The organism is Streptomyces sp. NBC_01788 (genome assembly GCF_035917575.1).
Taxonomy (GTDB): Bacteria; Actinomycetota; Actinomycetes; order Streptomycetales; family Streptomycetaceae; genus Streptomyces.
In genome coordinates this window covers 4223769-4250521 of record NZ_CP109090.1, presented here as the reverse complement: position 1 = coordinate 4250521, position 26753 = coordinate 4223769, and the positions used below count along the sequence as shown (strand labels likewise).

Sequence of the window (26753 nt, the reverse complement as noted above, 5' to 3'; positions counted from 1 at the left end):
CCGACACCAGCATGGCGAGTCCTCGATCAGGACCGGACGTACTGGTACGGAGATCAGCCGAACAGGTGAACCGGGCGCGGGCGTCAGCCCACCGTCACGTTCAGCCCCTCCAGTCCGCGGATCACGAAGTTGGGCTTGCGCCGTGGCTCGGTGGTCGGGGTGAGCGTGGGGGCCCGGTCCAGGAGGGCGGCCATGGAGGCGGCCAGTTCGATGCGGGCCAGGGGGGCGCCGATGCAGTAGTGGATGCCGGCGCTGAAGGAGATGTGGGGGTTGTCCCGGCGGGTGAGGTCCAGGTGCCCGGGGTCGGTGAAGACCGCCGGGTCGTGGTTGGCCGAGCCGAAGAGCATGGCGATCTCCGCTCCCCTCGGGATCGTGGTGCCCGCTATCTCGATGTCGTCCAGCACCCAGCGCTCGAAGAGCTGGAGCGGGGTGTCGTAGCGCATCAGCTCCTCGATCGCGGTCGGGATCAGGGAGTGGTCCGCGCGCAGGGCCGCCAGCTGCTCCGGGTTGCGGAACAGCGCCCACCAGCCGTTGACCGTGGCGTTCACGGTCGCCTCGTGACCGGCGTTGAGGAGCAGCACGGCCGTGGAGATCATCTCCTGCTCGGTCAGCCGGTCGCCCTCGTCGTGCGCGGCGATCAGCCCCGAGACGAGGTCCTCGCCCGGCTCCTTGCGGCGCTCGGCGATCAGCTCCCGCAGGTAGTCGGAGAACTCGACCGACGCCCGTACCGCCTTCGCCGCCGTGTCCTCGGACGGGTTCAGCTCATACATCCCGCAGATGTCCGCCGACCACGGCCGCAGCTGCGCCCGGTCGGACTCGGGGATGCCCAGCATCTCGGCGATCACGGCCACCGGCAGCGGTTCGGCCACGTCCCTCAGCAGGTCGCCGCCGCCCGCCGCCACCAGTGCGGCCACCAGCTCGCCCGCCAGGTCGTGCACATACGGCTTGAGCCGCTCCACCGTGCGCGGCGTGAACGCCTTCGACACCGGACGCCGGATCCGGGTGTGGTCCGGCGGCTCCAGGTCGAGCATCCCGTGGTCGTTGAGGACGTGGAACGGCTCGTGCTCCGGCGGAGGCGGCGTACGGCCGAAGTCCTCGTGCGTGAAGCGGTGCTGGTACGTCCGGCCCAGCCGCCGGTCCCGCAGCAGCGCCGAGACGTCCGCGTGGTGCGGAACAAGCCACTGGTCGGTCGGCTCGTAGTGGAGCACGCGGCCCCGCGCGCGCAGCTCGGCGTAGGCCGGGTAGGGGTCGGCGAGGAACGCCGGGTCCCACGGGTCGAAGGCGAGGCCGGAAGGACCAGAAAGACCAGACATGACCGGACGTTAGCCCGGCCACCCCTGATCCGACCAGGGGTGCCGGTCGCAGGCCCCGTGCGGCGCGCCCCCGGCCGACAACGGCCCGGGGGCGGCTCACCCGGGTGTGACCAGTCTCGCCTCGTAGGCGAACACCGCCGCCTGGGTGCGGTCCCGCAGGCCCAGCTTGACCAGGACGCGGCTCACATGGGTCTTGACCGTCGACTCGGCGACCACCAGCCGCTCCGCTATCTCCGCGTTGGACAGGCCCTGTGCGATCTGCACCAGCACCTCCGTCTCCCGCTCGGTGAGCTCCCCGTACGCCGCCCGCGCGGTGGCCGCCAGCCGCGGGGGCTCGGTCAGCTTCGAGAACTCCGTGATCAGCCGCCTGGTGACCGAGGGGGCGAGCAGCGCCTCGCCGGCCGCCACCACCCGCACCCCGTCGGCGAGCTGCCGCGCCGAGGCGTCCTTGAGCAGGAACCCGGAGGCCCCGGCCCGCAGCGCCTGGTACACGTACTCGTCCAGGTCGAACGTGGTCAGCACCAGCACCTTCGCCGTACCGTCCGCGGCGACGATCTCCCGGGTCGCCTCGATGCCGTTCAGCTCCGGCATGCGGATGTCCATCAGGACGACGTCCGGGGCCAGTTCGCGTACCCGCTCCACCGCGTCGCGGCCGTTGACGGCCTCGCCGACGACCTCGATGTCCGGCATCGCGTTCAGCAGGACCGAGAAGCCCTCGCGCACCATCATCTGGTCGTCCGCGACCAGCACCCGGATCGTGCCCGTCCTCATGCGCCGGCCTCGTCGTCGTCCGCGGGATCGGTCACGGTGGCGACCGGCAGGAACACCGCCACCTCGTATCCGCCGTCGTCGGCCGGGCCCGCCGTCATCTCGCCGCCGAGCATCGACACCCGCTCCCGCATGCCCGTGATGCCGTGCCCGGATCCCGGCGAGGGCTTGAGGAGGGACGGCTTGGGCGGCGGGCCGTTGACTATGCGCAGGGCCAGCCCGCCGAGGACGTAGCCGATCTCGACGCGGGCGCTCGCGCCGGGCGCGTGCCGCAGGGTGTTGCTCAGTGCCTCCTGGACGATCCGGTACGCCGACAGCTCGACTCCCTGAGGGAGTTCGCGCACCGCGCCCATCGTGGTCCTGTCCACCGCCAGGCCGGCCTCCCGCACGTTCGCCAGCAGGGTGCCGAGGTCGGCGAGGGTGGGCTGCGGGGCCTCGGGGGCCTCGTAGTCCTCCGCGCGGACGACACCGAGGACGCGGCGCAGTTCGGTGAGGGCCGCCACCGCGTTCTCCCGGATGGTGGCGAAGGCCTTCTCCAGCTCCGGCGGCGGGTTCTCCACCCGGTAGGGTGCGGCCTCGGCCTGGATGGCGACGACGGACATGTGGTGGGCCACGACGTCGTGCAGCTCACGGGCGATCGTGGTGCGCTCCTCCAGCAGGGTGCGGCGGGAGCGCTCGTGCGCGGTCACCGTCTGCTGGGCGGTCACCTCCTGCTCGGCCTCCTTGCGTATGTGCCAGACGGTGACGGCGAGGAGGATGAGCGCGGAGAGGACCAGCAGCGGCGCCGAGTTGTTGCCGTAGGTGTGGCCGAACAGCGCGTTGGGGATCAGGGCGTAGAAAGCGGTGGCCGCCCACATCCATGCCGCCGTGCGCGGCCGGGTGCGTATCGCCACCACCGTGAGCACTGTCAGGTGCGCGATGTAACTGCCGGGCTGCCACGGCCAGTCCGAGGGGGTGCCGACGAACCACGACGAGGCCGTGGCCGCCATCAGGGAAACCCAGAACGCTCCGACCGGGCGGGTCAGGGTGAGCAGCACCGGGGCGAGGGCCAGCAGACCCGCTACCGGGGCCGCCCCGTTCGCCCAGCCGACGAACAGCGCCAGCAGGCCGGCCGCCACCACCACGGCGTGCCGCCTCCAGGCCGCGTAGGCACGCAGGCGGTCCGGCAGCCGCCGGATCAGCGGGCCGTCGACACCCGCGGGCCGCAGCGGACGGTAGGCGAAGGCGTCGTGGAACAGGCCCTGCCGCAGCCCGCGCAGAGCGCTCTCGGCGAACTTGTACTCCGGGCTGCGTGGCTTGTGCGGGCTGAAGGCGCCGTCCGGCGGCGTCGCTTGCGTCTGCGTCGTCTCGGTCACGCTGAAAACGGTAGGCGCAGGCGGTGGTCGCGGTCGTCCCCTGTGAGAGGGGTCCTTCACGGTCCGCCTCAAGTACTACGGGTATCGCCCCGCCGTCCGCGATCAGTACCCGGAGGGGCGGACCAGTCCCGACTCGTAGGCGAACACCGCCGCCTGAGTGCGGTCCCTGAGGCCCAGCTTCACCAGGATGCGGCCCATGTGGGTCTTCACGGTCTGCTCGGCGACGACGAGATGCCGGGCGATCTCCGCGTTGGACAGGCCCTGCGCGATCAGGGCTAGCACTTCCGTCTCGCGTTCGGTCAGCACACCGACGCGGGACTTCAGCGGGGCGCGCGGCGCGTCCTTCAGCCGGGAGAACTCCGCGATCAGCCGGCGGGTGATCCCCGGTGCCAGCAGCGCGTCTCCGGCCGCGATCACCCGGACCGCCTCGGCGAGCTGGTCCGCGGAGGCGTCCTTGAGCAGGAAGCCGGACGCGCCGGCGCGCAGCGCCTCGTACACGTACTCGTCCAGGTCGAAGGTAGTGAGCACCAGGACCTTCATGTCCGGGGTGGCGGTCGTGATGCGGCGGGTGGCCTCGATGCCGCCGAGTTCGGGCATGCGGATGTCCATGAGGACGACGTCCGGGGAGGCCTCGGCAGCCTTGGCGACGGCGTCGAGGCCGTCCACCGCCTGGCCCACCACCTCGATGTCCGGCTGGGCGTTGAGCAGCACGGTGAACCCCTGACGCACCATCTGCTGGTCGTCGGCGATGAGGACGCGGATGCTGCCGCTCGTCATGGAGTGTCCTCTCCTGTCGGGGACGGTGAGCCGGGCGGTTCGAGGTGGACGACGGGGATGTCGGGCGGGTCGGAGTAGATGACGGGCAGGCGGGGCGAGCCGATCCCGGTCACGGGCACGATGCCGTCGTGGGGGAGGAAGGCGGTGACCGCGAAGCCGCCGTGCAGTGTCCTGACGGCCGTGACGTGCCCGCCCAGCATGGTCGCCCGCTCGCGCATGCCGAGCAGGCCGTGCCCGGCGCCCGGGGAGGGCTGGACGGGCCGCCGGGGCCGGGAGTTGACCACGCTCAGGAACAGGCCGTCGGGCACGTGGCCGACCTCCACGCGGACCGTCGACCCGGGGGCGTGCCGCAGGGCGTTGCTCAGGCCCTCCTGGACGATGCGGTACGCCGACAGCTCCACGGCCGGCGGATACGGCCGTTGCTCACGCCGCGAGTCCTCGACGTCCATGGTGACCGTCAGACCGGCGGCGCGGGTGTTCTCGACGAGGGCGCCGAGGCGGTCGAGGGTGGGCTGCGGGGCGTCCGGGGCGGCCCGGGTGCCGGAGTCGCCCAGGCCGTAGGGGTCCTCGGGGTTCTCCGAACGCAGCACGCCGAGCACCCGGCGCAGTTCGCCGAGCGCCTCCAGCGCGTTCTGCCGGATGCCGTCGAGGTTCTCCTTCAGCTCCGGCGAGGGGTCCTGTGTGAGGTGCGGTGCCACCTGCGCCTGGATGGAGATCACCGACATGTGGTGGGCGACCACGTCGTGCAGCTCACGGGCGATGCGGCTGCGCTCCTCCAGAAGCGTGCGGCGGGCCCGCTCCTCCGCGGTGAGCGTGGTCTGCTGCACCAGTTGCGCACGGGCCTCGCGGCGGCCGTGCAGGGCGGTGCCCAGCACCACCACGACCGCGAACAGCACCAGCGCGAGAACACCGGTGGGCTCGTAGCGCGGGGCGCCCCACACGCCCTGGAGGACGTAGGTGACCAGGGCGGTCAGGGCCAGCGCCTCCACGGCGACGCGGGTGCGCACCCGCAGGGCGAGCAGCAGCAGGACGAACAGGTGGGCGATGATCCCGGACGTGGTCCAGGGCCAGGTGAAGCCCTGCAGATCGCCGGCGACCAGCAGGCCGTGCAGGGCCACCGCCCCCAGCAGCGTGGCCGCCATGGACAGCCACCACGCCGGGATGGGCCGCCACAGGGCCAGCACCATCGCACCGGCCTGTCCGAGCGCGACGAGGAAGGCGTACCCGAAGGCCAGCCGCGCGCCGCTCCACAGGTGGCCCGAGGCGCCCAGCAGCACCGCGAACGCGGCCAGCCACACGATGCCGTGCGGCAGCCAGCGCAGCCAGACGGACGGGGGCAGCGGGTCCTGCCGCGCGGTCCACAGGTCGTCGCGCAGCACCCGCAGTCCGTGCCTGACGCGGCCTTGCCATCGCATCACGCGCCCACTCTAGGGTCTGGTGCGGGGGCCGTCCCGGGGCGATGAGTCCGCACCACCCGGGAACGGCGCCGGTCACCGCCCTGCTCACAGGTGCGGAAAGCGGCCCAGCAGACGGCCAGGGCGAGGGCGAAGACCGGGAGCCAGGCCAGCCGGGCCGCCACCCAGCCGGGGCCGTCGGGAAGCGTGTGCAGGCCCGGGAGGCGGCCCGCGAGGAGGCCCATGGCGGTGGTCGCCATCAGGGCCGTCTGGTGCCAGAGGAAGATCGTCATCGCGGAGAGGTTGACCAGCGCCACCGCTGCCCAGGCGAGCGGGCGGGACATCGCGTGGCGCAGCCGCTCGCGCAGCAGCAGGGCCAGGCCGCACTGGGCCAGGCCGAAGGTGACGGTCGCCAGTGTCGGCGGGTTGAGGTTGGAGACCGCGTCCCCCGGTATGCCGACCATCGACGCCGGGTAGCCCGCCCAGGCGACGAGGGCCGCGGTCGCCGCCGCGCCGCAGGTCAGCAGGGTCCAGCCCGCGCGGCGGCCGTCCAGCTCGCCGCGGGTCCAGGCCGCGCCCAGGGTGTACGGCACGAGCCAGCCGGCCGGCAGGTTCAGCCAGCCGAGCCAGGAGGGGGCGCCGAGGCCGAAGCGGAGGAGGTCCACGTGCAGGACGACGGCCAGGGGCCACAGGGGACTGATCCGGGTGAGCAGGGGGGTCGCCGCCGTCAGTACGGCGAAGACCAGGAGGAACCACAGGGGAGACAGGGCCAGCTTCACGAGGGTGCGGACCGTGTCGAGGTCCGCACCGGTCAGGAGGAGGGCGACGGCGGTGACCGTCCACAGGGCCAGTACGGCCGCGACCGGCCCGAACAGCCGGGACAGGCGAGCGCGGAGCCACTGCCGGTAGCCGGTGCCGCGGGCGCGGGCCGAGAGGTGGCTGCGGGTGGCGACGTGCCCGCCGACGAGGAAGAACACGGCGAGGGTCTGGAACGCCCAGGAGACCGGGACCAGGGCGGGCATGTAGTGGAGGGGGCTCGCGGTGTGCAGGGTGGGGCGGGGCTGGGTGCGGGTATCCGCGACCAGGGCCGTGACCAGCCAGTGCCCCAGGACCACGCCGAGGATGGCGAGGGCCCGCAGGGCGTCCACGGCACGGTCCCGCTGCGGCGGGGTCCGGACGTGGAGGCTGTGCGCGAAGGCTCGTACGCGGGTGAGTGCTGCGGAAAGGCGGTCAGTCACCTTGCACCTCGTTCGTGGTGCCCAGGACGATCCGGGCCAGGTTCGAGAGGGACAGGGAGCCGGGGGTGAAGTAGGCGCTGTGGCCGCCGCTTCCGGCCGTGAACCTGCGGGCGCCGAAGGCGAGGTCCATGGGGTCGGCGCCCAGGCCGACGGTCGTGCCGAAGAGTTCGGCGCGGACGTGCGGCACGTTCGCCACCCAGTCGCCGTCGCCGCGGGCCGCCCAGACGCGGGCCCGGGTGTGCAGCGCGGGCACGGAGTCCGCTCCGGTGCCGGGGCTGCCGATGAGGGCGATGTCGTCCACGTCCAGGCCGGACGCGGCGCGCCCGCACACCACCGAACCGTAGGAATGGCACACCAGGGTGATGTGCGGCGCCCGGCCCGCCACGGCACGCAGGTCGCGTATCAGTTCCCTGAGGCCGGGGGCCGCCTGTTCGGCGCGGCCCGTGGTGAGCACCGTGGTGCTGACCGTGCCCGGTGTCTCGTAGCCGAGCCAGGCGACGACCGCCGGACGCGCACCGGCCGCGGCCTCGCGGCCGAGCTCCTGGTACAGGGCGAGCGCGCCCTTCCGGAAGCGGTCGTAGGTGTCCAGGGAGGTGTCGGAACCCGGGACGAGGACCGCTGTGCGGTCGGCGTGCGCCAGGTCACCGAACACCTCCGCCACGCGGCCGGAGCCGCGTCCGTCGAAGGAGAGCAGGTGACGGGAGGGCGACGCCAGCGCCCGGTCCACGGCCGCCCGGTGCGTGTCGCCGTGCGCCGCGGCCATGTCGGCGGCGCGGGCGGCGTCGGCGCGGTTCGCCCCGTAGGAGGCGTCGAGGGTGGTCCCGGTCAGGGGTGCGAGAGTCGCCGGGGCCGGCGCGGGAATTCGAGGCCGGGCGGCGGCCGACAGAGGTACCACGAGGGCGCCGGTGACGAGAAGGGCGAGCAGCGCCCGACGCCATCTGCCGGCCCCGGCCCCGACGCCGGGCGTCACCCCCGGACCGGGACTCGGGCCCGCTCCCGGGCCGGGACCCGGACCAGCTCCCGGACCCGCCCCCGGGCTGGCACTCACGCCCACTGCCGGGCCGGTATCCGCCCCGCTCGCCGAATCCCTGTCCAGTCCCGCGAGCCTGTCCACGCTCGCGACCCCGTCCAGACTCGCGGCCACGCCCAGGCGCGCGATTCCGCCCCGGCTCGCCGCCGTGTCCCGTCTCTCCCCATCGCGCCCCACGGCTCATCCCCTCCGGCCTTGTCCGGCCGGTGGGCCGGGCTGGAAGGAAAATTACGGAGCCGGAGTCGTAGCCCGCGTCATGCCAGGGAGGTGTTCGCGGCCGTAGCTCTCAGGTACTACGGGTACCACCCGCGCCGGGTGGCCCGGTCCGCGTCACCACGCGAGCTGGGCGATCTCCTCCGCCACCACCGCGCACGCGTCGGCCGCCGGGTCGATCAGGGGGAAGTGGCCGACCTCCTCCAGGAGGGTCAGGCCCACCACCTCGCCCGCCTTCGCCGCGGCCTCGGTGTAGGACTCCGCGACCACCTGCGGTACGACCACGTCCTCGCGGCCCTGGACGACGGTCGTGGCGATGCCGGTCGGCAGCAGCAGGGCCGGGTCGGCGTAGGGCTGCCGCTGGACGAACCCCTCTTCTCCGCCCAGCAGTTGACGGGCCGCCCCACCGCACACGTCCAGCTTCTCGGCGACCGCGAAGTCGGCGATGGGGGCCAGCGCGACCACGCCTCGCAGCGGCGCGGGGCGGTCCGTGCGCCAGGGCGCGTCCGCGGGCAGGACGTGCCGGGCCGCCGCCCACAGGGCCAGGTGACCGCCGGCCGAGTGGCCGGTGACCACCGTGCGGCGTATGTCGGCCTGCGGGAGCGCCTCCCGGGCCAGCGCGGGCAGCGCGTCGAGCGCCGCCGCCACGTCGTCGAAGGTGTCCGGCCAGCGGCCCGCGACCGGGTCCTCGCCCGGTCCCGCCGGGGTGGCGCTGCCGCGCCGGTACTCGACGCAGGCCACGGCGAAGCCCCGGCGGGCGAGGAAGTCCGCGAACGGGGTGATGTGGCGACGGTCGTACGGGGCCCGCCAGGCGCCGCCGTGCAGCACCGCCACGAGCGGGGAGGGCCCCGGGGAGTCCGCCGCGCCGCGCGGGCGGTAGAAGTCGACGACCTGGTCGGGGTGGTCGCCGTAGGCGGCCGTACTGTCGGGTGCGACGGGCGCGTGCGAGAAGACCGACTCCTCCTCCGCCGCGGCGCGCGCGGCCGCGTCACGGCCGCCGGTGTTCCCCGGTTCCGCGGCGGTGGGGTTCCCGCCCGTTCGCTCGGACCCGAGCGAACGGGGGAGGGGGGCGTCGGCTTCCGGCATGCTCCAACCTCTCAGCGGTGAAACGGTTTTGGGGGCCCGGGAAAGAATCAACCGGCCGTTGGCCGGGACGGTATCAGGCGGGTGACGTGCGCCGACATGGGGATGTCACGCTGGGTGAGGCCAAACGGTTCTGCCGCACGGTCCGGGACCGTGCGGCAGGCACCTTCGTTCCGGTGCGGCCGTACCGGAGTGCGTCAGCCGGCCAGTTCCTCCGCCAGCGCCCGCGCCGCCCGCTCCACGTCCGCGAACCCGACGTAGAGCGGGGTGAAGCCGAAGCGCAGGACGTCGGGGTGCCGGAAGTCGCCGACCACCCCGCGTCCGATCAGCCGCTTCATCACGTCCCCGGCGTCCTGGCAGCGCAGGGCCACCTGGCTGCCGCGCTCCTCGTGGGCCACCGGGGTCAGCACCTCCACGCGTCCGGCGGGGACGTACGCGGCGACGCACTCCAGGAAGAAGTCCGTCAGCGCGAGGGACTTGGCGCGCACGGCCTCGACCGTCACCCCGTCCCAGACCTCCAGCGCCGCCTCCAGGGCGAGCAGGGAGAGGATGTCGGGGGTGCCGACCCGGCCCCGCAGCGCGCCCTCCGCCGGTTCGTAGCCGGGCCGCATGCCGAAGGGCTCGGCGTGCGAGTTCCAGCCGGGCAGCGGGGTGTCGAAGCGGTCCTGCACATCACCGCTGACGTACAGGAAGGCCGGTGAACCCGGGCCGCCGTTCAGGTACTTGTAGGTGCACCCGACCGCCAGGCGCACCCCGTGCTCGTCCAGCCCCACCGGCAGGGCGCCCGCGGTGTGGCACAGGTCCCAGACGGCGTACGCGCCCGCCGCGTGCACCGCGGCGGTCAGGGACGGCAGGTCGTACAGCCGGCCGGTGCGGTAGTCGACGTGGTTCAGCAGGACCGCGGCGGTGCGCCCGCTCAGCGCACCGGGCACCTCGGCGGGCGTCACCGGGCGCAGCGCGCAGCCCGTCATCCGGGCCACCGACTGCGCGATGTACCCGTCCGTGGGGAACGTCGTCGCGTCGACCAGGATCTCGTCCCGCTCGCCGTCACCGGCCTCCCGGGCCATCCGGACCGCCGCCACCAGCGCCTTGAACACGTTCACGCTGGTCGAGTCGCCCACCACGATCTGGCCCGGCGCGGCCCCGACCAGCGGGGCGATCCGGTCGCCGACCCGCTCGGGCGCGGTCCACCAGCCGCCCTCCGTCCAGGAACGAATGCGCAGCTCGCCCCACTGGCGGCGTACGACGTCGCCGATGCGGTCCGGGACGTTCGCCGGGAGCGCGCCCAGCGAGTTGCCGTCCAGGTAGACGCCCTCGTCGAGGACGAACCGGTCGCGCAGCCCGGCGAGTTCGTCGGCGGCGTCCAGCTTCTCCGCCCTGATCGTCAGCTCAGACATGGGACCTCGCCGTCCACAGCTCGGGGAAGACGTTCTTCCGGGCCCGCTTCTCCAGCCAGGCCACCCCGGCGGAGCCGCCCGTGCCGGACTTGGCGCCCATCGCACGGCGGGTGGCCACGAGGTGGTCGTTGCGCCAGCGCCACACCAGTTCGGCGACATCGGTCAACGCCTCGCCGAGCCGGGCCAGTTCGTCGTCCTGGTCACCGGAGTAGAGGGCCGTCCAGACGGCCTCGACCTCCTCGCTGGGCTCGTAGCGCAGCGTCACGTCCCGGCCGAGCACGGCGTCCGGGACCGCGTGCCCGCGGCGCGCGAGCAGCCGCAGCACCTCGTCGTACAGGCTCGGCTCGTGCAGCGCCTTCTCCAGTTCCGCGTGGACGCGGGGGGCGCCGCGGTGCGGGACGAGCATCGAGGCGGACTTGTCGCCGAGCAGGAACTCCATGCGGCGGTACATCGCGGACTGGAATCCGGAACCCTCGCCGAGGGCGCCGCGGTAGCTGTTGAACTGGGCCGGAGTGAGCCCGGCGAGCGGCTTCCAGGAGGCGTTCAGCGCCTGCAGCTCCCGTACGGACCTCTTCAACGCGGCGACCGCCGTCGGCACGTCGTCCGAGCGCAGGGCGCGGGCCGCGGTCTCCCACTCGTGGACGATGACGGTGAACCACAGCTCCATCACCTGGGTGGTGACCAGGAAGACCATCTCTCCGGGGTCGTCGGAGAGGGTGTGCTGGAGGTGGGTGAGCACGTCCGCCCTGACGTAGTCCTCGTACGGCGTCGTGCCGGCGAAGTCGAGATGCGGGGTCTCGGGCTCAGAGGCCTCAGCGGGCTGAGGGGTCGGGTGAGCCGGTTGGGACATCGCTGTCTCCTGTAGTACTCCGGGTAGCGGTCCGCCCCTGCCGATTCCGGCACGGGGGCCCCGGTCCCCAACCGCATCCTGCGCATCACGTGCGCAGATCGCAAGGCCCGCCCGGTCGCGGGGGCGGGCCTCACATCCGTACGGGTCAGCCCAGCGTCTGCGCGGCCGTCTCCGAGGAGTCCTTCAGGAACTGCGCGCAGCGCTCGTACTCCTCCTGCTCGCCGATCGCCCGGGCGGCGCGCGCGAGGGCGTGCAGGGCGCGCAGGAAGCCGGTGGTTGGGCTCGCGCTCCTAAGAAAGTGGCGGAGGATGTACACGAGAGACCTACGAGGGCACGGTTATGACCGAGCAGGAGTGGCTGGACAACCTCGCGGCCCAGTTGCCGAAGCGGAACCTGGAATGGGTGTCGGACCTCGCCAGGATCTGCTCCACGGAGTGGGCAGGTGACAAGCCCCCGACGGGAGAGGCTTGCCAACCCGCCGGGACCAGTGCCGCTCTCAATGACGGCGACGCTTCGAGGCACACCAGCGAGTCGACGAGGGTCCAGGCTCCCTCGCAAACCGACAGAAGCTGAACCGATGGCCTCTTCGTCCCGAATGAGGTTCGGTCCAGATTGGTTCGACGGAGCTGAGACCTGCGCACTACGAGCGCCTGCAAGATCGCGACGACGGCTGCCGGGCGGTGCCGCCGCGTCGTGTTTCCACTGGTCAGCGACGAGCGACCGAGCACGGGATGCCGCCCGGTCCAGCTTGTGCCACCTGTCCGCTCACACTTGACGACGCGCGCCAATATGGTGTGCAAGTGGCGGAGCTGTCCTTCCTCGCGACCAGGCTCGGCAAGCCGTGGCGGAACTACGTAGGTAGAGAACGCCTCGGTCTCGTCACGACGCGGTGGACGGGTCAGGATTCCACCGTCCGCGGCGGCGCAGGGAGGCTCGGAAAGCAGCCCTCCTCGGCCAGCCAAGCGCGGGCTCACCCACGCAGGTCAGCCAGTATCTGCGCCCCCTCGGACACAGGCACGACATCGGGTTCGTCGCCCGCGGGCTGAAGACGAGTGGCTGCGCCGAGTAGAGGCTCAGCTCCCTGACCGGACGAGGAGTGGGTCGACGACCTGCTGCGCATCTTCGGCATAGACCGGTCGTGAAAGAACGAAGCCGGGCCCCAGCCGCAACGGGGGCCGGCTTCGTTCTTCACCTAAGCACCGGCTCGATGTCCGCGGGGGCGAAAATCGGCCCGTTGGACGCGGGCTTGACGATGACCGCGCGGAAGACCTTGAGAACGGCTGCCCGCTGCTGCTCGATCGTCAGCTTCTCCCACCGCTCCCGTATGTCGACAGGGCCGACCGAGAAGGTCGCGGCCTCGGCACGATGCAGGGCTCGCTCCCGATGCAGCTCCGCGATCTGCTTCTCCAGATCCTCGGTGAGCGCGATGTAGCGAGCGGCCGACATGCGCTTCTCCTGCCACGCCTGCTTGAACTCTGCCATGTCTCTTTCCAGGGAGGCCAGTTGCTCCTCCTTGCCCCATTCCGGCATGCGCACACGGACATTCGCCGGCGCCCTGTCCGAGCTGAGGAACACAGCGTTTCTGATGAGGCGATCGACTGGTTCGCCCGCCCTGGCCACTCCCCCACATCCACCGTCGTTCTTGCCGGGGCACGCGTACCTGAACTGGGATGACGTCTTCGACTTCCGGTACGACGGGAACGCCCGCATCTTCGCACCACACCGCCCGCACCGGGCGATGCCCGAGAGCAGGTACTTGGTGGCGTAGTCCCGTACAGCTCGTCCCTCCGCCTCACGCCGGACCTTCTCCGTGAGCAGATACCAGTCGTCGGGGGTGATGACCGGCTCCCAGTCACCCACGACGGGCTCCCCACCCTCGTCCAGGAACAACTCCCCCTGATGCATCCGGTAGCCACAGATCCGCGGGTTCATCAGCATCCGCTTGATCTTGGAGTCGTCGAAGAAGCCTCCGCTGTGCGACCGGATCCCCTTGTCCCGCCACTCACGCGCGATCGACGCCCAACGGATGCCCCCCAGGAAGTCCTTCACTGCCTTGCGGAGGTTCTCGGCCTCTTCCGGCACCAGCGTCCTGCGGTCCTCGCGGTTCCATCCGTACGGCGCCCGACCACCAGGGAGCTTGCCCTTCGCCGCCAGTTCCAGGTGTTTGCGCTTCGTCCGCTTCGACGTGTCTGCCGAAGACTTGTTGGCGATGGTCACCTTGATCCGCGCGATGAACCGGCCGTTTTCCGTGGACAGGTCGATGTCCGACGCCGAGACGGAATCGAAGACGAGGTGGCGCTTCCGGCGCTCGGCATCCTCGTACTCGTCGATCCATGCCTCCAGTTCGCGCGGCTGGCGCGTGAAGGGGTCGATGTCCCAGGCGACGACTCCGTCGATCCGCCCGGCCTTGAGGTCCTCCAGCATCTGACGGAACTCCGGGCGCACGGTCTTGCGCTTGTACGCCGAGAGGTCGTTGTCCTCGTAGACCCGGGCCACCTCCCAGCCCCTGGCGGCACAGTGCAGTCGGCAGTCCTCCTCCTGACGCGCGACGCCCAGCCCCTCGGCCTCGTCGTCCTTGCTGATCCGGGTGTAAATGCCCACCTGTACGGCCCCGGAGGACCCCCGTCGTGCTGCCATGCGCCGGATCGTCGCACATTGCGATCAGATACATCAACCGCCATTCTGATTTGCCATCGATCCACGGCCGTTCTCTCCCGTAGACGTCCCGTATACCTGGCCACAAGTGGCAGACTGGCGGCATGACGACTCACAAGAACCTGCTCGGCGGCCCGGAGCCGACATACCTGCCGGAGAACGAAGAGGCGTACCGCCTGCTGGGCGAGGAGTCCCAGCCCCCGGCCGAGGTCGTGGCGCAGCACCCCACGTTCTCGCTCGCCTGGGCAATGCTCGCCGACGACGCCTTCGAAGCGGGGCGAGTTGTCGAGTCGTACGCCTACGCGCGCACCGGCTATCACCGCGGCCTGGACGCCCTGCGCCGGGCCGGATGGAAGGGGCATGGCCCCATCCCTTGGGACCACCGCGCCAATCGCGGCTTCCTGCGCTGCCTCGCTGCCCTCGGCCGCGCCGCCGGCGAGATCAACGAGAAGGACGAGACGGAGCGTTGCTGGCAATTCCTTCAGGACAGCAGCGCCGAGGCGTACGCCGAGCTGAAGCGGTAACCGTCACCGAGGCTCAAACGAAATGTGCCGCCGCTCTCAGGAAGCGGCGGCACCGAGTGCACGATCACGTGTAGCACCCTTCTCCCAGGGGACCGGACCGTGGCCCTTCCAGCCGCTGCGGCGCAGGGCGTCCAGTCCGCGGTGGTAGCCCGTACGGGCGTACGCGTACGACTCCACGGCCGCCCCCCGCTCGAAGGCGTCGTCGGCGAGCTGCGCCCAGGCCAGCGACGACGCCGGGTAACGCGCCGCCACCTCGGCCGGCGAGGTCCCCTTGGCGAGGAGCTCACGGGGTTCCGGGTCGTCGGGGAGGTGCGTGGGCGGGGGCCCGCCCAGGAGGTTCTCGTGAATGGTCATGGGGTTCAGTCTGATGCATGGTCCGTCGTCGGTGACGGCCGATCCCGGCAGCAGCGGAACGGCCCCTTCCACGGCTCACGAAGCCGGACCGGTGCCGGGGGCCGCACCTCCGCGGCCCGTCTCCAGCGGCGGTGTCGTCACACTGCCGTGGGTGCGGCACTCGGGCCGGCGGCAGCCCTTGACCGGGCGGCGGACGGCGACGAAGGCGAGGACCGCCCCCACCACCAGGACCGCCGCGCAGATCGGCATGGCCCGGCGGAACGCGACGTCGAAGGCGTCCGCCGAGCGGTACGCCTCGGGGCCCATCCCGGCCAGCAGCGGCAGCGCGGCCACCGCGATCAGGCCGGCCGCGCGGGCGGCGGCGTTGTTGATGCCGCTGGCCAGCCCGGCGCGGGAGGTGTCCACCGAGGCGAGCACGGTGGCGGTGAGCGGGGCGACCAGGGTGACCATGCCCGCGCCCATGACGAGCAGGGCCGGGAGCACGTCCGTGAGGTAGTGCGCGCCCTTGCCGACCCGCAGCATCAGCAGCATCGCCACCGCGCACAGCAACGGCCCGACGGTGAGCGGCAGGCGCGGCCCGATGCGGTCGGCGAGGGCGCCCGAACGGGCCGAGAACAGCAGCATGAGGACGGTGGTCGGGAGCAGGGCGGTGCCCGCCTTCAGCGGTGAGTAACCGGCCACCACCTGGAGTTGCAGGGCGGTGAGGAAGAAGAAGCCGCCGAAGGCCGCGTACACGCACAGGGTGACCAGGTTGACGGCGGTGAACTGGCGGGAGGCGAAGATGTCCGGCGGCACCATCGGATCGGCGCGGTGCTTCTCCACGTACACGAAGGCGACGGCGGCGAGCACGCCCGCGGCGGCGGTGAGGGCGACGGCCAGGGTGCCGTGGCGGGCCTCGATCAGGGCGTACGTCACGAGGGCCAGGGACAGGGCGCCGAGGGCCGCGCCCAGCACGTCGAAGCGGCCGTGGGCGGCGCCTTTCCCGGGCTCCCGGCCGCGCTGGGACGGGGAGGTGCCGCCGGTGGCGGCGCTGGACTCGGGGACGTGGCGCAGGGCGACGGGGGCGCAGACCAGGGCCACCGGGATGTTGAGCAGGAAGACCCAGCGCCAGCCGGGCCCGGCGACCAGCCAGCCGCCGAGGAACGGGCCGACGGCCGCGCCGATGCCGCCGAAGCCGGACCACAGGCCGACGGCCCTGCCCCGGTCGTCCGGGTGGAAGGAGGCCTGGATGAGGGCGAGCGAGCCGGGGGTGAGGAGGGCCCCGCCGATCCCTTGCAGGGCGCGGGCGGCGATCAGGACGGTCACGTTCGGGGCGAGGCCGCACAGCAGGGAGGCGGAGGCGAACCAGACGACACCGAGCACGAAGATCCTGCGGCGGCCGTAGCGGTCGCCGAGTGAGCCGCCGAGGAGGATCAGGCCGGCCAGGGTGACCATGTAGGCGTTGACCGTCCACTGCAGCGCGGCGAGGTTCGCGTCCAGGTCGCGGCCGATGCGGGGCAGGGCGACGTTGACGACGGTCGAGTCCAGCAGGGCCATGCTGGAGCCGAGCACGGTGGTGAGCAGGATCCAGCGGCCGGTGGGGCTGGAGATCCTGACGGCGGGGGCGTGCTGTGCGGTGACAGCCATGAGGGGATCATCCCGCGCCGGCCGGCTCCGGGCCAGACGGGCGGACGGGCGGATCGGCGGGCTGCCGGAACGGACGAAGGGTCCGGTGCCGTGGCACCGGACCTTCGCGGGAGAGCGGGAGTTACTTGATCTTCGTGCCGGTGGAGCGGAGGTTGCCGCAGGCCTCCACCACGCGCTGGGCCATCGACGTCTCGGCCAGCTTGCCCCAGGTGCGCGGGTCGTACGTCTTCTTGGAGCCGACCTCGCCGTCGACCTTGAGGACGCCGTCGTAGTTCTTGAACATGTGGTCGGCGACGGGACGCGTGAAGGCGTACTGGGTGTCGGTGTCGATGTTCATCTTCACCACGCCGTTCTCCAGCGCCGTGCGGATCTCCTCCTCCGTGGAGCCGGAGCCGCCGTGGAAGACGAAGTCGAACGGCTGGCTGCCGGCCGGGCGGCCGTACTTCGCCGCGACGCCCTCGTTCAGGTCCTTCAGCAGGTCGGGGCGGAGCACGACGTTGCCCGGCTTGTACACGCCGTGCACGTTGCCGAAGGAGGCGGCCAGCAGGTAGCGGCCCTTGTCGCCCAGGCCCAGGGCCTCGGCGGTGCGGATCACGTCGTCGACCGTGGTGTACAGCTTGTCGTTGATCTCGTGGGTGACGCCGTCCTCCTCGCCACCGGTCGGGGTGATCTCCACCTCGAGGATGATCCTGGCGGCGGCGGTGCGGACGAGCAGTTCCTGGGCGATGGCCAGGTTGTCGGCGAGGGTCTCCGCGGAGCCGTCCCACATGTGCGACTGGAACAGCGGGTTGCGGCCGCCCTTGACGCGCTCCTCGGAGATCGCGAGCAGCGGACGCACGTACCCGTCGAGCTTGTCCTTCGGGCAGTGGTCGGTGTGCAGGGCGATGTTGACCGGGTACTTCTCGGCGATGATGTGCGCGTACTCGGCCAGGGCGACGGCGCCGGTGACCATGTCCTTGCTGTACTGGCCGCCCAGGAACTCCGCACCACCCGTGGAGATCTGGACGATGCCGTCGCTCTCCGCCTCCGCGAAGCCGCGCAGGGCCGCGTTCAGGGTCTGGGAGGAGGTGACGTTGATGGCCGGGTAGGCGAACTTGCCTGCCTTCGCCCGGTCGAGCATCTCGTTGTAGACCTCGGGGGTTGCGATGGGCATCTGTCCGCTCCTTGTATGTGCGGGGTGCGTTCTGCGTACTTACGGCCCTGACCTAGGGAGTGACGTCATCGTCGGCCCCATCTTCGCAGACGTTGCCTGATGTGTAGGACACCCTGCCCGACCGGTGGACGACCGGGTCGCGCGGTGCGGACCCGGTGCCGTCCCGGTTGCCCTGTATCAGTCCGAACCGGTCCGGTCCGGCTCAGTCCGGTCCGGCTCAGTCCGGTCCGGCTCAGTCCGGTCCGGCTCAGTCCGGTCCGGCTCAGTCCGGTCCGGCTCAGTCCAGTCCGAGGTCGTCCTTCGAGTACGCGAAGACGTACGGCACTCCGGCGCCCTCGGTGATCTTCTCGGCGGCGCCCGTGGCACGGTCGACGATCGTCGCCACGGCGACCACCTCGGCGCCCGCCTCGCGGACCGCCTCCACGGCGGTGAGCGGGGAGCCGCCCGTGGTGGAGGTGTCCTCCACCACCAGGACGCGGCGGCCCCTGATCTCCGGGCCCTCCACGCGCCGTTGCATACCGTGCGCCTTGGCGGCCTTGCGGACCACGAAGGCGTCCAGTCTGCGACCGCGCGCGGCGGCGGCGTGCAGCATCGAGGCCGCGACGGGGTCGGCGCCCATCGTCAGGCCGCCCACCGCGTCGAAGTCGAAGTCGGCGGTCAGGTCCAGGAGCACCTGACCGACCAGCGGGGCCGCCTCGCCGTCGAGGGTGACGCGGCGCAGGTCGATGTAGTAGTCGGCCTCGAGACCGGACGACAGCGTCACCCTGCCGTGGACCACGGCCTTGTCCTTGATCTGCTGCAGCAGCTCGCCGCGAACGTCGCTCATGACAGTCAGCTTAAGCGCGGTGCCAGGTCCAGGTCGTCGAGGCCTCCAGCGGCTCCAGCGGGGTGACCAGGCGCGGAAGGGTGTTCAGGCCGTTGGGCGGGCCGGTCTGCGGTTCCACGCACACGGCGGCCTGCTGCTCGTCGTAGACGACGACCCATTCCTCACGGCTGGTCACCCTCAGCTCCAGCTGTCCGGGCCAGGTGAGCGTGACGTCGACTCCGTCAGGCATGCCGAAGCAGTCGTCCCAGGGGCCTGGCTTGGGCTCGACGCGGTGGCCGGTGGGCAGGTGGTCGTCGCCGCGCTCCTCCTGCCAGGCGGGCCGGAAGTCGACGCGGGCGTCCTGGGCGCCGGGGCCCCCGAGGGTGCGGTTGAACCACGGGTGCCAGCCGATCTGTGCCGGGAAGGAGGACTCGTACGTCTCCACGGAGATCGTCAACGTCAGGGCGTCCTCGGTCAGGGTGACGGCCTGGGTGACGCGGCCGGGGTGGGGCCAGGGGTCGACGAGGTCGTACGTGATCACCGCCTCGGTGGCGGAGGTGCGGGCGGTGCGCCAGGCGCCGTCGCGGGCGGTGCCGTGGATGGCGTGCGGTGGGGAGTTGAGCGGCATCTGGTGGACGGCGGCGCCGTCCCGGAAGCGGCCGTCGCGGATCCTGCCGCACCAGGGGACCATCGGGAAGCAGCCGAAACGCTCTCCCTGGCGGAGCAGTTCGAGCCCGCCGACGCGCAGACTCCCGATGCGCCCGCCGTTGCCCGGCTGCACGACCGCTTCCGCGTCACCCGCGGTCAGCGTGATGTCTTCGTTACTCACCCCACGAGGCTACTGGCCGGATCAAGAAGGCGTTTCGCGCCGCGGGTGGCTGGAAGGGCAGAGGCCGGCACGGCGAGCCGAGGCATCGCTCGGCGACGGCGCCTGCGGGCCCGCCCCACGACGCCCAACGGCAGGGACCCGGCGGAAACGGCCGGCGACGCCGCACCAAAAGCGCAAAGCCGCGAGCGCCGCCCAACGGCTGCGGCTCAGGGCTCGGTCACCCGATCACCGACGCCCACGGGCGCCGTCCAACGGATCTTCGGCCCGGCGGGCGAGCACGCCAGCGCCGCGAGGCCGCGGGGACGCCGCCCAGCGGCCCGGCCGAAGGCGCGACACCGAGGCCACGCTCAGCGGCGGCGCCTCAGGCCGCCCACCACAACCACCGCCGCCACGACCAACCCCGCCGCAGGCCCAGCCCAACCGAGCTCCGATCCAGCGGACGAGGACGCGAGCCCCTCGAAGCCACGCGGATGCCGCTCAGCGGCAGGGCGGAAGACGCGGCGCCAAGCCCACGCTCAACGGCGGCACGACCACCGACGCCACGACCAACCCGCCGCAGGCGCCGCCCAACCGAGCTTCGGCCCGGCGGGCGAGCACGCCAGCGCCGCGAAGCCGCGGGGACGCCGCCCAGCGGCCCGGCCGAAGGCGCGACACCAAGGCCACGCTCAGCGGCGGCACGACCACCGACGCCACGACCAACCCGCCGCAGGCGCCGCCCAACCGAGCTTCGGCCCGGCGGGCGAGCACGCCAGCGCCGCGAAGCCGCGGGGACGCCGCCCAGCGGCCCGGCCGAAGGCGCGACACCGAGGCCACGCTCAGCGGCGGCACGACCACCGACGCCACGACCAACCCGCCGCAGGCGCCGCCCAACCGAGCTTCGGACCGGCGGGCGAGCACGCCAGCGCCGCGAAGCCGCGGGGACGCCGCCCAGCGGCCCGGCGGAAGGCGTGGCGCCGACGCCACGCTCAGCGGCGGCGCCTCAAAGCCCGGCCCACGACGATCACCGACGCCACGATCAGCGCCGCGGCGGGCGCGGCCCAGCGGAGGGTCGGGCCGGCTGAGACGGTGAGCGGCGCGGGGACGGGGGCGTAGCGGCCGCGGGGCGGGGCGTGGTCCACCTCCTCGGCGCTGCGGCCGATCATCGTCCGCCGGGCGTGTGCCGCCTCGGCGGGCGGCTCGGCGGTCTCGGCGAAGTCCTCGGAGACGGGGGGCTCGTCGTCCTCGTCCTCCTCGTCGGCCAACGGGTCGAGGGAGGAAGGCGGAACATCGGCGTCGAAGCGGGAACCGCGCCCGGACGGTGCGGCCGGGTGGGCCTCGCCCTCGTCCCCGAGCGGCGGCGCCGGGGCGTCGTCCGCGTCCGGTGCGGCCTCGAAGTCCCCGCTCGCCGACGGAGCGAAGTCCTCGGTCGCCTCCTCGGCCAGCTCCACGCCCCCGTCGCCCTCGGACGACTCGGAGCCTTCCGCCTCGGACTCCTCCGGCTCCCCGCCGCGATCCGAGTCGGCGGCAGCCGGCCCGGAGTCCTCCCGCTCCGCGTCGGCCGGTCCGGCGGCAGCCGTTGCGGGGCGGTCACCGCCGGCCGCCCGCGGGGCCTCCGGCTCTCCGACGCCCGGCCCGGCGCCATCGGACCCGGCGCCACCCGAGTCGGCGTCACCCGGCCCGGCGGTGGCCGGTTCCGGCTTCTCCGGGCCCGCGCACAGGTGTTCCGTGAAGCGGGTCAGGAGGCGGGTCGTGGCGGCGTGTACGGAGTCCGGGGGCAGCTCGGTGACGCGCCCCTCGGCCGTGGCCGTGCCGTCGAAGGTGACGGTGGAGCCGCCGTCGGTGTCGCGGAGGCGGAGCGTGAGCGTGAATTTCACGGATCCGCTGCCGCGGGACTCCGTCGCGTCGCCCTCGACGGCGTAGGAACCCTCGTCGAGGGCGCGGACACGCAGCGTGCCGCGGTACGTGATGGAGTGGCCGCCGATCCGCATCTTGAGCCGGCCGGTGACGGGCTCGCCGCCCGCGTCCTGCTGGAGCCCGGGAACCGCCCGGGCAACCCGCGCCGGATCGGCGAGCGCCCTCCGCAGCAGCCGAGCCGGAACCGGAACGAACACCTCGTGCTCCATGTCAGCCGAGGGTACCCAGTGCCGCTCCCGATTACCCTCCCCTCGCCCAGAACCCGTCCCCCGCGCACCGCACACGCCGGCGGCGGGCCGGATCAGTCCGTGTACCGGGGATGGACCAGCGTCGAGGGCGGAAGGCCCGGGACACGGGTGCGGGCCGCCGCGCGGGCGGCCGCCGTGAGCGACTCCGGCGTGAGCGTGCGGGGAGCGGGGGCCCGCGGGTCCAGACGGAGGGCGGGCGGCATACGGGACGCCAGGACGAAACCCCAGTCACGCGGGGCGCGCGAGGCCGTCGGGTCGGGACCGGTGGCGCCGGCGGCACGGCCGTCCACGCGGTACGGCACCGTACGCAGCCCGGCGGCCCGGACCGTGGCCTCCACCGTCCAGAACACCCGGGTCCGGGAGGAGACCGGTCCGGCGTGCACCACCAGGCGCCCGCCGGGTGCCAGGGCCCGCCGGGCCAGGCCGTAGAACTCCTGCGCGTAGAGCTTCGTACTCGCCGTGATGGCCGGATCGGGCAGGTCCTCGATCACCACGTCGTACGCCGCCGCCGGCGCCCCGCGCAGCCAGTCGAAGGCGTCCGCGATGCTCACGTGCACCCGCCGGTCGTCGAAGGCGTGCTCGTCCAGCCGGGCCAGTGCCGGGTCACCGCGCGCCAGCCGTACGAGGGCCGGGTCGCGCTCGACGACGTCCACCCGCTCGACGCCGGGGTGCCGCAGCACCTCGCGCGCGGCGAGGCCGTCGCCGCCGCCGAGGATCAGCACCCGCGCGTGCGGCCCGGTCATCGCTGGGTGGACCAGTGCCTCGTGGTACCGGAGTTCGTCGCGGCCGCCGACCCGCAGCCGCCCGTCGAGGTACAGGCGCAGCGGACGGCCCCGGGTGCCGCCGGTGAGGACCACCTCCTGCTCGCCGGTCCGCAGCGCCACCCGGACGTCCCCGCCGTACATCGCCTGCCGCGCGGCCCGTTCGAAGTCGCCGACCAGGGCGGTCAGCGAGGCGAGCAGGCCGAGCACGGCGAGGTTGGCGACGATCAGCAGCCAGCGGCCGCGCGGGGTCAGGTCCCGCGCGAACAGGCCGAGGACGAGCACGCCGCCCGCCACGGCGTTGACGGCGCCGGTCACCAGCGCCCCGGTCAGCTGCCCGAGCAGCGGCAGCAGGAGGAACGGGAAGGCGAGTCCGCCGACGAGCGCGCCCACGTAGTCCGCCGCGAACAGGTCGGCGACCGCGCCGCCCGCGTCCTGGCGCCGGATCCGCTGGATCAGCTCCATCAGCAGCGGCACCTCGGCCCCGATCAGCAGGCCGATGGCCAGGGAGAAGGCGACCAGCAGACAGCGCGGGCCGTTGGCCCACACACCGCCCCAGCCGCCGGTCCAGGCGAACACCGCGTACAACGCCATGGCGCTGCACCCGCCGACCAGGGCGAGCGTCGCCTCGATCGCGCCGAAGGCGACGGCGGCGTGCCGGCGCAGCCGCTTCGCGGCGAGCGAGCCGATGCCCATCGCGAACACCATGACGGACAGCACGATGGACGCCTGGGTGACCGAGTCGCCGATCAGGTACGAGGCCAGCGCCACGAGTTCGAGCTCGTACACAAGACCGCAGGCCGCGCAGACGAACACCCCCGCGAGGACGAGGAACCGGCCGGTTCCCGGCCGGACGGGCAGTCGCGCGGGGCCGCCGAGGGGCGGCGCCGCGCCGGGCGGGGCCGGGGCGTGCGGTTCGATCACCCCTGTGACGTTACGTCACGGGAGCAGCACGCCTCGTCACCCACACGTGTGGAAAAGGAAGTTGACGTGCCTCGCAGGTTTACCCCCGCTCAACTCGCTCCGGCCAACGCGGAACGACGCACCCCCACCCTCGTCCTGGTCGCCACCAACTGGCCGTCCTGCGGGTAGGCGTGCCAGGTCCGCCAGTGCACCTGGCCGTCGTGCCACTGCGCCAGCATCGCGGTGAACGCGTTCGGACTGCCCGGGAAGACACCCGCCAGACCGTGCGGATGCTCGGAGACGAGGGCCAGCAACTCCTGGGCGCGGCCGGTGAACGAGCCCGGCGAGAGGAACTCGACGCGGGCGGCGAACTCGTACTCCCAGTCGTCGGACCGCTTGGCGACGCCGAGCGGCAGCGGGGTGCTGGAGCCCGGGATGCACGCCACGGTCTCCGAACAGCTTCCCCGCTCCTCCTCCAGGAGCACCTGGTGGGACGCGCCGAGGAGTCTCAACTGGAGCTTGGCCCCGGCCGGTTCGAGGTCGAGGGTGGCCAGTGCGGGCAACGGCTCGCGTCCCAGGGCCCAGGCGAGGTCGGCCGCACGCGTGTCGGTGTAGGAGGTGTTCAGGGTCGTGAGCATGGATCGGCTCCGCTAGCACGCAAAGAAAAAGAAGGGGAGGAACGGGCCGGCACGCCCCGGTGGACACGGGGACGACGGCCCGGTCAGCCCAGCTCGGGAGGGGGGTGTGCGGGACGTCCGAGGGGCTGCGTCGGTAGAGGCAATCACGAACTGCGGTTCCACCACAGGGTTTTTACCCAACTTCGTGCGGTTTCCATCCCTCAGAGGGCCCCACAGCTCAACTGTTCAACGCCGGCAGGTGACAGGAGTCGCGCAACGGGGCCGGTGCGCCCGCCGGAGACTGCCTCCGACGGGCGCCGGCCCGGATGCGGTTTCCCCCGCGGAGCTCGGCTGCCCCGTGTCAGCTGCCTCCTCCGCATCCGCCGCCTCCGCACGACGACCCGCCCCCGCACGAGGAGCCCCCTCCGCAGGAGTGACCCCCACACGAGTGATGCCCCCCTCCCGAGTGACCCCCACCCGAGTGATGGCCGCCGCCGGACGAACAGCCACCGCCGCCGTCCGACCCGGCCCACCAGCCGGCAGCCCCGCCGCTCGCGCTCCCCCCGCCGCCCGACCCGGTGCGCCGGCCGCGGTACGACTTGACGAACCGGTCGCGGCGGGCCCTGCGGCGCCCCGCCGCCACGGCGGTCACGCACAGCACCGCGATCACCGCCAGGACGATGCCCCAGACCATGGCGTCCCCCTCCCTCCGTCCCCGGAACCCGCCGACCGCGCCCCGGACCGTTCCCCGGGACGCCCGCCGGACCTTCCCGGGGCGTTGTTGCCGAAGCGGCCCCCCGTGGGCGCCTCGCAGCGTGCCCGGGAGATGCCCGGCCGCCGGACCGGCCAAAGCACACTTGAGGAAGTCCAGAGCTTGGACGGAGGATGGCCGGCATGACCTCCAGCGCACGCCCGCTCCTCAACCGCCGGCTCGCCGAGTTCGGGACGACGATCTTCGCCGAGATGTCCGCGCTCGCCGTGCGGACCGGGTCGATCAACCTGGGGCAGGGCTTCCCCGACACCGACGGCCCCGAGGAGATCCGGGAGGCGGCCGTGCGCGCCCTGCGCGACGGGCGGGGCAACCAGTACCCGCCGGGCCCGGGCGTCCCCGAGCTGCGCACGGCGATCGCGGAGCACCAGCGGCGGCGGTACGGGCTCTCCTACGACCCGGACACCGAGGTGCTGGTCACCGCGGGCGCCACCGAGGCGATCGCGGCGGCGCTGCTCGCGCTCCTGGAGCCCGGCGACGAGGTGATCGCCCTGGAGCCGTACTACGACTCCTACGCCGCCTGCATCGCGATGGCGGGCGCGAAGCGAGTGCCGGTGACCCTCCGGCCGCACCACGGCGGGGACGCCGGATTCCGGCTCGACCTGGACGAACTGCGCGACGCGGTGACCCCGCGGACCCGGCTGCTGCTCCTGAACACCCCGCACAACCCGACCGGCACCGTCCTCACCCGCGCCGAACTGGCCGAGATCGCACGGCTCGCCGTCGAACGCGACCTGCTCGTGGTGACCGACGAGGTGTACGAGCACCTGGTGTACGACGACGCCGAGCACATCCCGCTCGCCACGTTCCCCGGCATGCGCGAGCGCACGGTCGGCATCTCTTCGAGCGGCAAGACGTTCTCGTTCACCGGCTGGAAGGTCGGCTGGGTCACCGCCGCCGCTCCCCTGGTCACGGCGGTCCGCTCGGCCAAGCAGTTCCTCACCTATGTGAGCGCCGGGCCGTTCCAGTACGCGATCGCCGAGGCCCTCGCCCTCCCCGACAGCCACTTCACCGGCTTCCGCGACGACCTGCGCGCCAAGCGCGACCTGCTCGCCTCCGGCCTGGCCGACGCGGGCTTCGAGGTCTTCCGCCCCCGGGGCACGTACTTCATCACCACCGACATCGCCCGGCTCGGCGAGAAGGACGGCATCGCCTTCTGCCGCGCCCTGCCCGAACGCTGCGGCGTGGTCGCCATCCCCAACGCGGTCTTCTACGACGACCGGGAGGCGGGCCGCACCCAGGTCCGCTTCGCCTTCTGCAAACGGACGGACGTCCTGAACGAGGCCGTGTCCCGCCTCGGGAGCCTGTGAGCCGGGGTACTTCCGCCGCTACGGCGAAGAGCCCGGTCCCGGGTACGCGGCCAGTGCCGGCTCGCGTCCTGGGCCGGGCTCTCGCTCGGCTACGGCACGTGTCCGCGCGCGCTCACGCGGACACCGCTGTGTGTGACGGCCGTGGGACTACTTCTCGTCGTCCTCGGGCTTGTCCGCCTCGTCGGCGTTCTGGTCGGCGGGCTGGTCCGCTGCGTTGACGTCCTCCTCGAGGCCGAGCTGCTCGACGAGCCACCGGTCGAACTCGATGGCGGCTCGCACCCAGCTGACCGTCGAGGAGACGAAGTGCTCCAGGCTCACGCCCATGCCGATCAGCATCTGCGCCTCGCCGATGAGGCGGACGGTGCCGTCGTCGTGGGTGTGGGTGTACACCTTGGGCCACAGGGTCCGACGGTTCCAGTCGTCGATGGACTCCAGCAGCTGCGGCTTCTCGTCGATCTTGTGGGGCCGGTCGTAGAACGTCCGCACCGAGAAGACCTGCTGGTCCGCCTCGCCGCGGAACATGAAGTACGTACGGAACTGCTCCCACGGCGCCGCGAGGTCGCCCTCGTCGTCGACGACGTACTTGAGCTCCATCTGGTCCAGGAGCTGCTTCACGAGGTCCTGATCCGGGACGACGGGGCCCGCCGGTCCCTGGGGCTGCGGCTCGGGCTGGCCCCCGAAGTTCGGAATCGAGGACGGGTCGATGCTCACCGTGTTTTTCCCTTCGTACGGATCTCGCCATCCTCCCTCATCCGGGGAGGGGGGTGGCAAGCCCTCCGGGAGGCTGTCAGCCCTGGGCTGACATGATCCGGCCGTCAGGTGGACGTCCGGCGAACGGAGGGGGAGGCCATGACGGCCCTGTCGGCCTCCGAGTACCCACTGAGCGGC

Annotated in this window: 21 protein-coding genes and 2 pseudogenes; 2 read left to right on the top strand and 21 right to left on the bottom strand. The window is 72.7% G+C overall.

The window, feature by feature from the left end; genetic code table 11:
* Nucleotides 1–83: 83 nt before the first annotated feature.
* The 12 genes and pseudogenes from OIE49_RS19260 to OIE49_RS19205 all read right to left on the bottom strand — a co-directional run bounded on the left by OIE49_RS19260 (nt 84) and on the right by OIE49_RS19205 (nt 14055).
* The gene (locus OIE49_RS19260; RefSeq protein ID WP_326803393.1) at nt 84–1313 is read right to left on the bottom strand and encodes a cytochrome P450; all 1230 of its coding nucleotides are present in this window, start codon (nt 1311–1313) and stop codon (nt 84–86) included.
* A gap of 96 nt (nt 1314–1409) precedes the next feature.
* Nucleotides 1410–2084 carry a response regulator transcription factor gene (locus OIE49_RS19255; protein WP_326803392.1) on the bottom strand — a complete coding sequence of 225 codons (675 nt, stop codon included), beginning with the start codon at nt 2082–2084 and terminating at the stop codon, nt 1410–1412.
* Nucleotides 2081–3436: a sensor histidine kinase gene (locus OIE49_RS19250; RefSeq protein ID WP_326803391.1), complete on the bottom strand. Its 1356-nt coding sequence runs from the start codon at nt 3434–3436 to the stop codon at nt 2081–2083. The genes OIE49_RS19255 and OIE49_RS19250 overlap by 4 nt, the downstream gene beginning before the upstream one ends.
* 102 nt (nt 3437–3538) lie before the next feature.
* On the bottom strand, nt 3539–4213 hold the full coding sequence (locus OIE49_RS19245) for a response regulator transcription factor (RefSeq protein ID WP_326803390.1): 675 nt from the start codon (nt 4211–4213) through the stop codon (nt 3539–3541).
* Nucleotides 4210–5628 (bottom strand): sensor histidine kinase, encoded by a 1419-nt coding sequence (locus OIE49_RS19240; RefSeq protein ID WP_326806273.1) that lies wholly within the window; start codon nt 5626–5628, stop codon nt 4210–4212. Before OIE49_RS19240 ends, OIE49_RS19245 begins: the two co-directional genes overlap by 4 nt.
* On the bottom strand, nt 5628–6845 hold the full coding sequence (locus tag OIE49_RS19235) for an acyltransferase family protein (RefSeq protein WP_442812253.1): 1218 nt from the start codon (nt 6843–6845) through the stop codon (nt 5628–5630). Before OIE49_RS19235 ends, OIE49_RS19240 begins: the two co-directional genes overlap by 1 nt.
* Nucleotides 6838–7815: an alpha/beta hydrolase gene (locus OIE49_RS19230; RefSeq protein ID WP_326803389.1), complete on the bottom strand. Its 978-nt coding sequence runs from the start codon at nt 7813–7815 to the stop codon at nt 6838–6840. The genes OIE49_RS19235 and OIE49_RS19230 overlap by 8 nt, the downstream gene beginning before the upstream one ends.
* Nucleotides 7816–8205: 390 nt before the next feature.
* On the bottom strand, nt 8206–9174 hold the full coding sequence (locus OIE49_RS19225; protein WP_326803388.1) for an alpha/beta hydrolase family protein: 969 nt from the start codon (nt 9172–9174) through the stop codon (nt 8206–8208).
* A 194-nt stretch (nt 9175–9368) separates the two neighbouring features.
* Nucleotides 9369–10568, bottom strand: coding sequence for a kynureninase (gene kynU, locus OIE49_RS19220; RefSeq protein WP_326803387.1), 1200 nt, complete (start codon nt 10566–10568; stop codon nt 9369–9371).
* A complete protein-coding gene (locus tag OIE49_RS19215) occupies nt 10561–11418 on the bottom strand; it encodes a tryptophan 2,3-dioxygenase family protein (protein WP_100568414.1) in 858 nt (285 codons plus the stop codon). Before OIE49_RS19215 ends, kynU begins: the two co-directional genes overlap by 8 nt.
* A 145-nt stretch (nt 11419–11563) precedes the next feature.
* Nucleotides 11564–11698, bottom strand: a pseudogene (locus tag OIE49_RS19210) (DUF3151 family protein); the annotation flags it as partial.
* A 908-nt stretch (nt 11699–12606) separates the two neighbouring features.
* Nucleotides 12607–14055 (bottom strand): recombinase family protein, encoded by a 1449-nt coding sequence (locus OIE49_RS19205; protein WP_326803386.1) that lies wholly within the window; start codon nt 14053–14055, stop codon nt 12607–12609.
* 122 nt (nt 14056–14177) lie between these two features.
* Between OIE49_RS19205 and OIE49_RS19200 the strand changes: the two genes are divergently transcribed.
* On the top strand, nt 14178–14597 hold the full coding sequence (locus OIE49_RS19200) for a DUF3151 domain-containing protein (protein ID WP_326803385.1): 420 nt from the start codon (nt 14178–14180) through the stop codon (nt 14595–14597).
* Nucleotides 14598–14639: 42 nt separating this feature from the next.
* Here OIE49_RS19200 and OIE49_RS19195 read toward each other — a convergent pair.
* The 8 genes and pseudogenes from OIE49_RS19195 to OIE49_RS19160 form a co-directional block, all read right to left on the bottom strand.
* Nucleotides 14640–14951, bottom strand: a pseudogene (locus OIE49_RS19195) (DUF3151 domain-containing protein); the annotation flags it as partial.
* 75 nt (nt 14952–15026) lie between these two features.
* Nucleotides 15027–16577 carry an MFS transporter gene (locus OIE49_RS19190; protein ID WP_326803383.1) on the bottom strand — a complete coding sequence of 517 codons (1551 nt, stop codon included), beginning with the start codon at nt 16575–16577 and terminating at the stop codon, nt 15027–15029.
* Between the two features lie 121 nt (nt 16578–16698).
* Nucleotides 16699–17730: a class II fructose-bisphosphate aldolase gene (gene fbaA, locus OIE49_RS19185; protein WP_100568411.1), complete on the bottom strand. Its 1032-nt coding sequence runs from the start codon at nt 17728–17730 to the stop codon at nt 16699–16701.
* A 277-nt stretch (nt 17731–18007) separates the two neighbouring features.
* Nucleotides 18008–18556, bottom strand: coding sequence for an orotate phosphoribosyltransferase (gene pyrE / locus OIE49_RS19180; protein ID WP_100568410.1), 549 nt, complete (start codon nt 18554–18556; stop codon nt 18008–18010).
* Between the two features lie 10 nt (nt 18557–18566).
* On the bottom strand, nt 18567–19364 hold the full coding sequence (locus OIE49_RS19175; protein ID WP_326803382.1) for an aldose epimerase family protein: 798 nt from the start codon (nt 19362–19364) through the stop codon (nt 18567–18569).
* 965 nt (nt 19365–20329) lie between these two features.
* Nucleotides 20330–21466: an SRPBCC family protein gene (locus tag OIE49_RS19170; RefSeq protein ID WP_326803381.1), complete on the bottom strand. Its 1137-nt coding sequence runs from the start codon at nt 21464–21466 to the stop codon at nt 20330–20332.
* A 92-nt stretch (nt 21467–21558) separates the two neighbouring features.
* Nucleotides 21559–23190 carry a polyamine aminopropyltransferase gene (locus tag OIE49_RS19165; RefSeq protein ID WP_326803380.1) on the bottom strand — a complete coding sequence of 544 codons (1632 nt, stop codon included), beginning with the start codon at nt 23188–23190 and terminating at the stop codon, nt 21559–21561.
* Between the two features lie 89 nt (nt 23191–23279).
* Nucleotides 23280–23807 (bottom strand): DUF2617 family protein, encoded by a 528-nt coding sequence (locus OIE49_RS19160; protein ID WP_100568406.1) that lies wholly within the window; start codon nt 23805–23807, stop codon nt 23280–23282.
* 864 nt (nt 23808–24671) lie between these two features.
* On the opposite strand from OIE49_RS19160, the gene OIE49_RS19155 reads away from it, so the two are divergent.
* On the top strand, nt 24672–25865 hold the full coding sequence (locus OIE49_RS19155) for a pyridoxal phosphate-dependent aminotransferase (RefSeq protein ID WP_326803379.1): 1194 nt from the start codon (nt 24672–24674) through the stop codon (nt 25863–25865).
* Nucleotides 25866–26012: 147 nt separating this feature from the next.
* On the opposite strand, the gene OIE49_RS19150 is transcribed toward OIE49_RS19155, so the two are convergent.
* The gene (locus OIE49_RS19150; RefSeq protein WP_100568403.1) at nt 26013–26576 is read right to left on the bottom strand and encodes a YbjN domain-containing protein; all 564 of its coding nucleotides are present in this window, start codon (nt 26574–26576) and stop codon (nt 26013–26015) included.
* Between the last annotated feature and the right edge of the window lie 177 nt (nt 26577–26753).

Bases quoted from the DNA above. Each gene is read 5' to 3' on its own strand.
- OIE49_RS19260 (WP_326803393.1), bottom strand. From the start codon at position 1,313: ATGTCTGGTCTTTCTGGTCCTTCCGGCCTCGCCTTCGACCCGTGGGAC.
- OIE49_RS19255 (WP_326803392.1), bottom strand. From the start codon at position 2,084: ATGAGGACGGGCACGATCCGGGTGCTGGTCGCGGACGACCAGATGATG.
- OIE49_RS19245 (WP_326803390.1), bottom strand. From the start codon at position 4,213: ATGACGAGCGGCAGCATCCGCGTCCTCATCGCCGACGACCAGCAGATG.
- OIE49_RS19240 (WP_326806273.1), bottom strand. From the start codon at position 5,628: ATGCGATGGCAAGGCCGCGTCAGGCACGGACTGCGGGTGCTGCGCGAC.
- OIE49_RS19225 (WP_326803388.1), bottom strand. From the start codon at position 9,174: ATGCCGGAAGCCGACGCCCCCCTCCCCCGTTCGCTCGGGTCCGAGCGA.
- kynU (WP_326803387.1), bottom strand. From the start codon at position 10,568: ATGTCTGAGCTGACGATCAGGGCGGAGAAGCTGGACGCCGCCGACGAA.
- OIE49_RS19215 (WP_100568414.1), bottom strand. From the start codon at position 11,418: ATGTCCCAACCGGCTCACCCGACCCCTCAGCCCGCTGAGGCCTCTGAG.
- OIE49_RS19205 (WP_326803386.1), bottom strand. From the start codon at position 14,055: ATGGCAGCACGACGGGGGTCCTCCGGGGCCGTACAGGTGGGCATTTAC.
- OIE49_RS19200 (WP_326803385.1), top strand. From the start codon at position 14,178: ATGACGACTCACAAGAACCTGCTCGGCGGCCCGGAGCCGACATACCTG.
- OIE49_RS19190 (WP_326803383.1), bottom strand. From the start codon at position 16,577: ATGGCTGTCACCGCACAGCACGCCCCCGCCGTCAGGATCTCCAGCCCC.
- fbaA (WP_100568411.1), bottom strand. From the start codon at position 17,730: ATGCCCATCGCAACCCCCGAGGTCTACAACGAGATGCTCGACCGGGCG.
- pyrE (WP_100568410.1), bottom strand. From the start codon at position 18,556: ATGAGCGACGTTCGCGGCGAGCTGCTGCAGCAGATCAAGGACAAGGCC.
- OIE49_RS19170 (WP_326803381.1), bottom strand. From the start codon at position 21,466: ATGGAGCACGAGGTGTTCGTTCCGGTTCCGGCTCGGCTGCTGCGGAGG.
- OIE49_RS19160 (WP_100568406.1), bottom strand. From the start codon at position 23,807: ATGCTCACGACCCTGAACACCTCCTACACCGACACGCGTGCGGCCGAC.
- OIE49_RS19155 (WP_326803379.1), top strand. From the start codon at position 24,672: ATGGCCGGCATGACCTCCAGCGCACGCCCGCTCCTCAACCGCCGGCTC.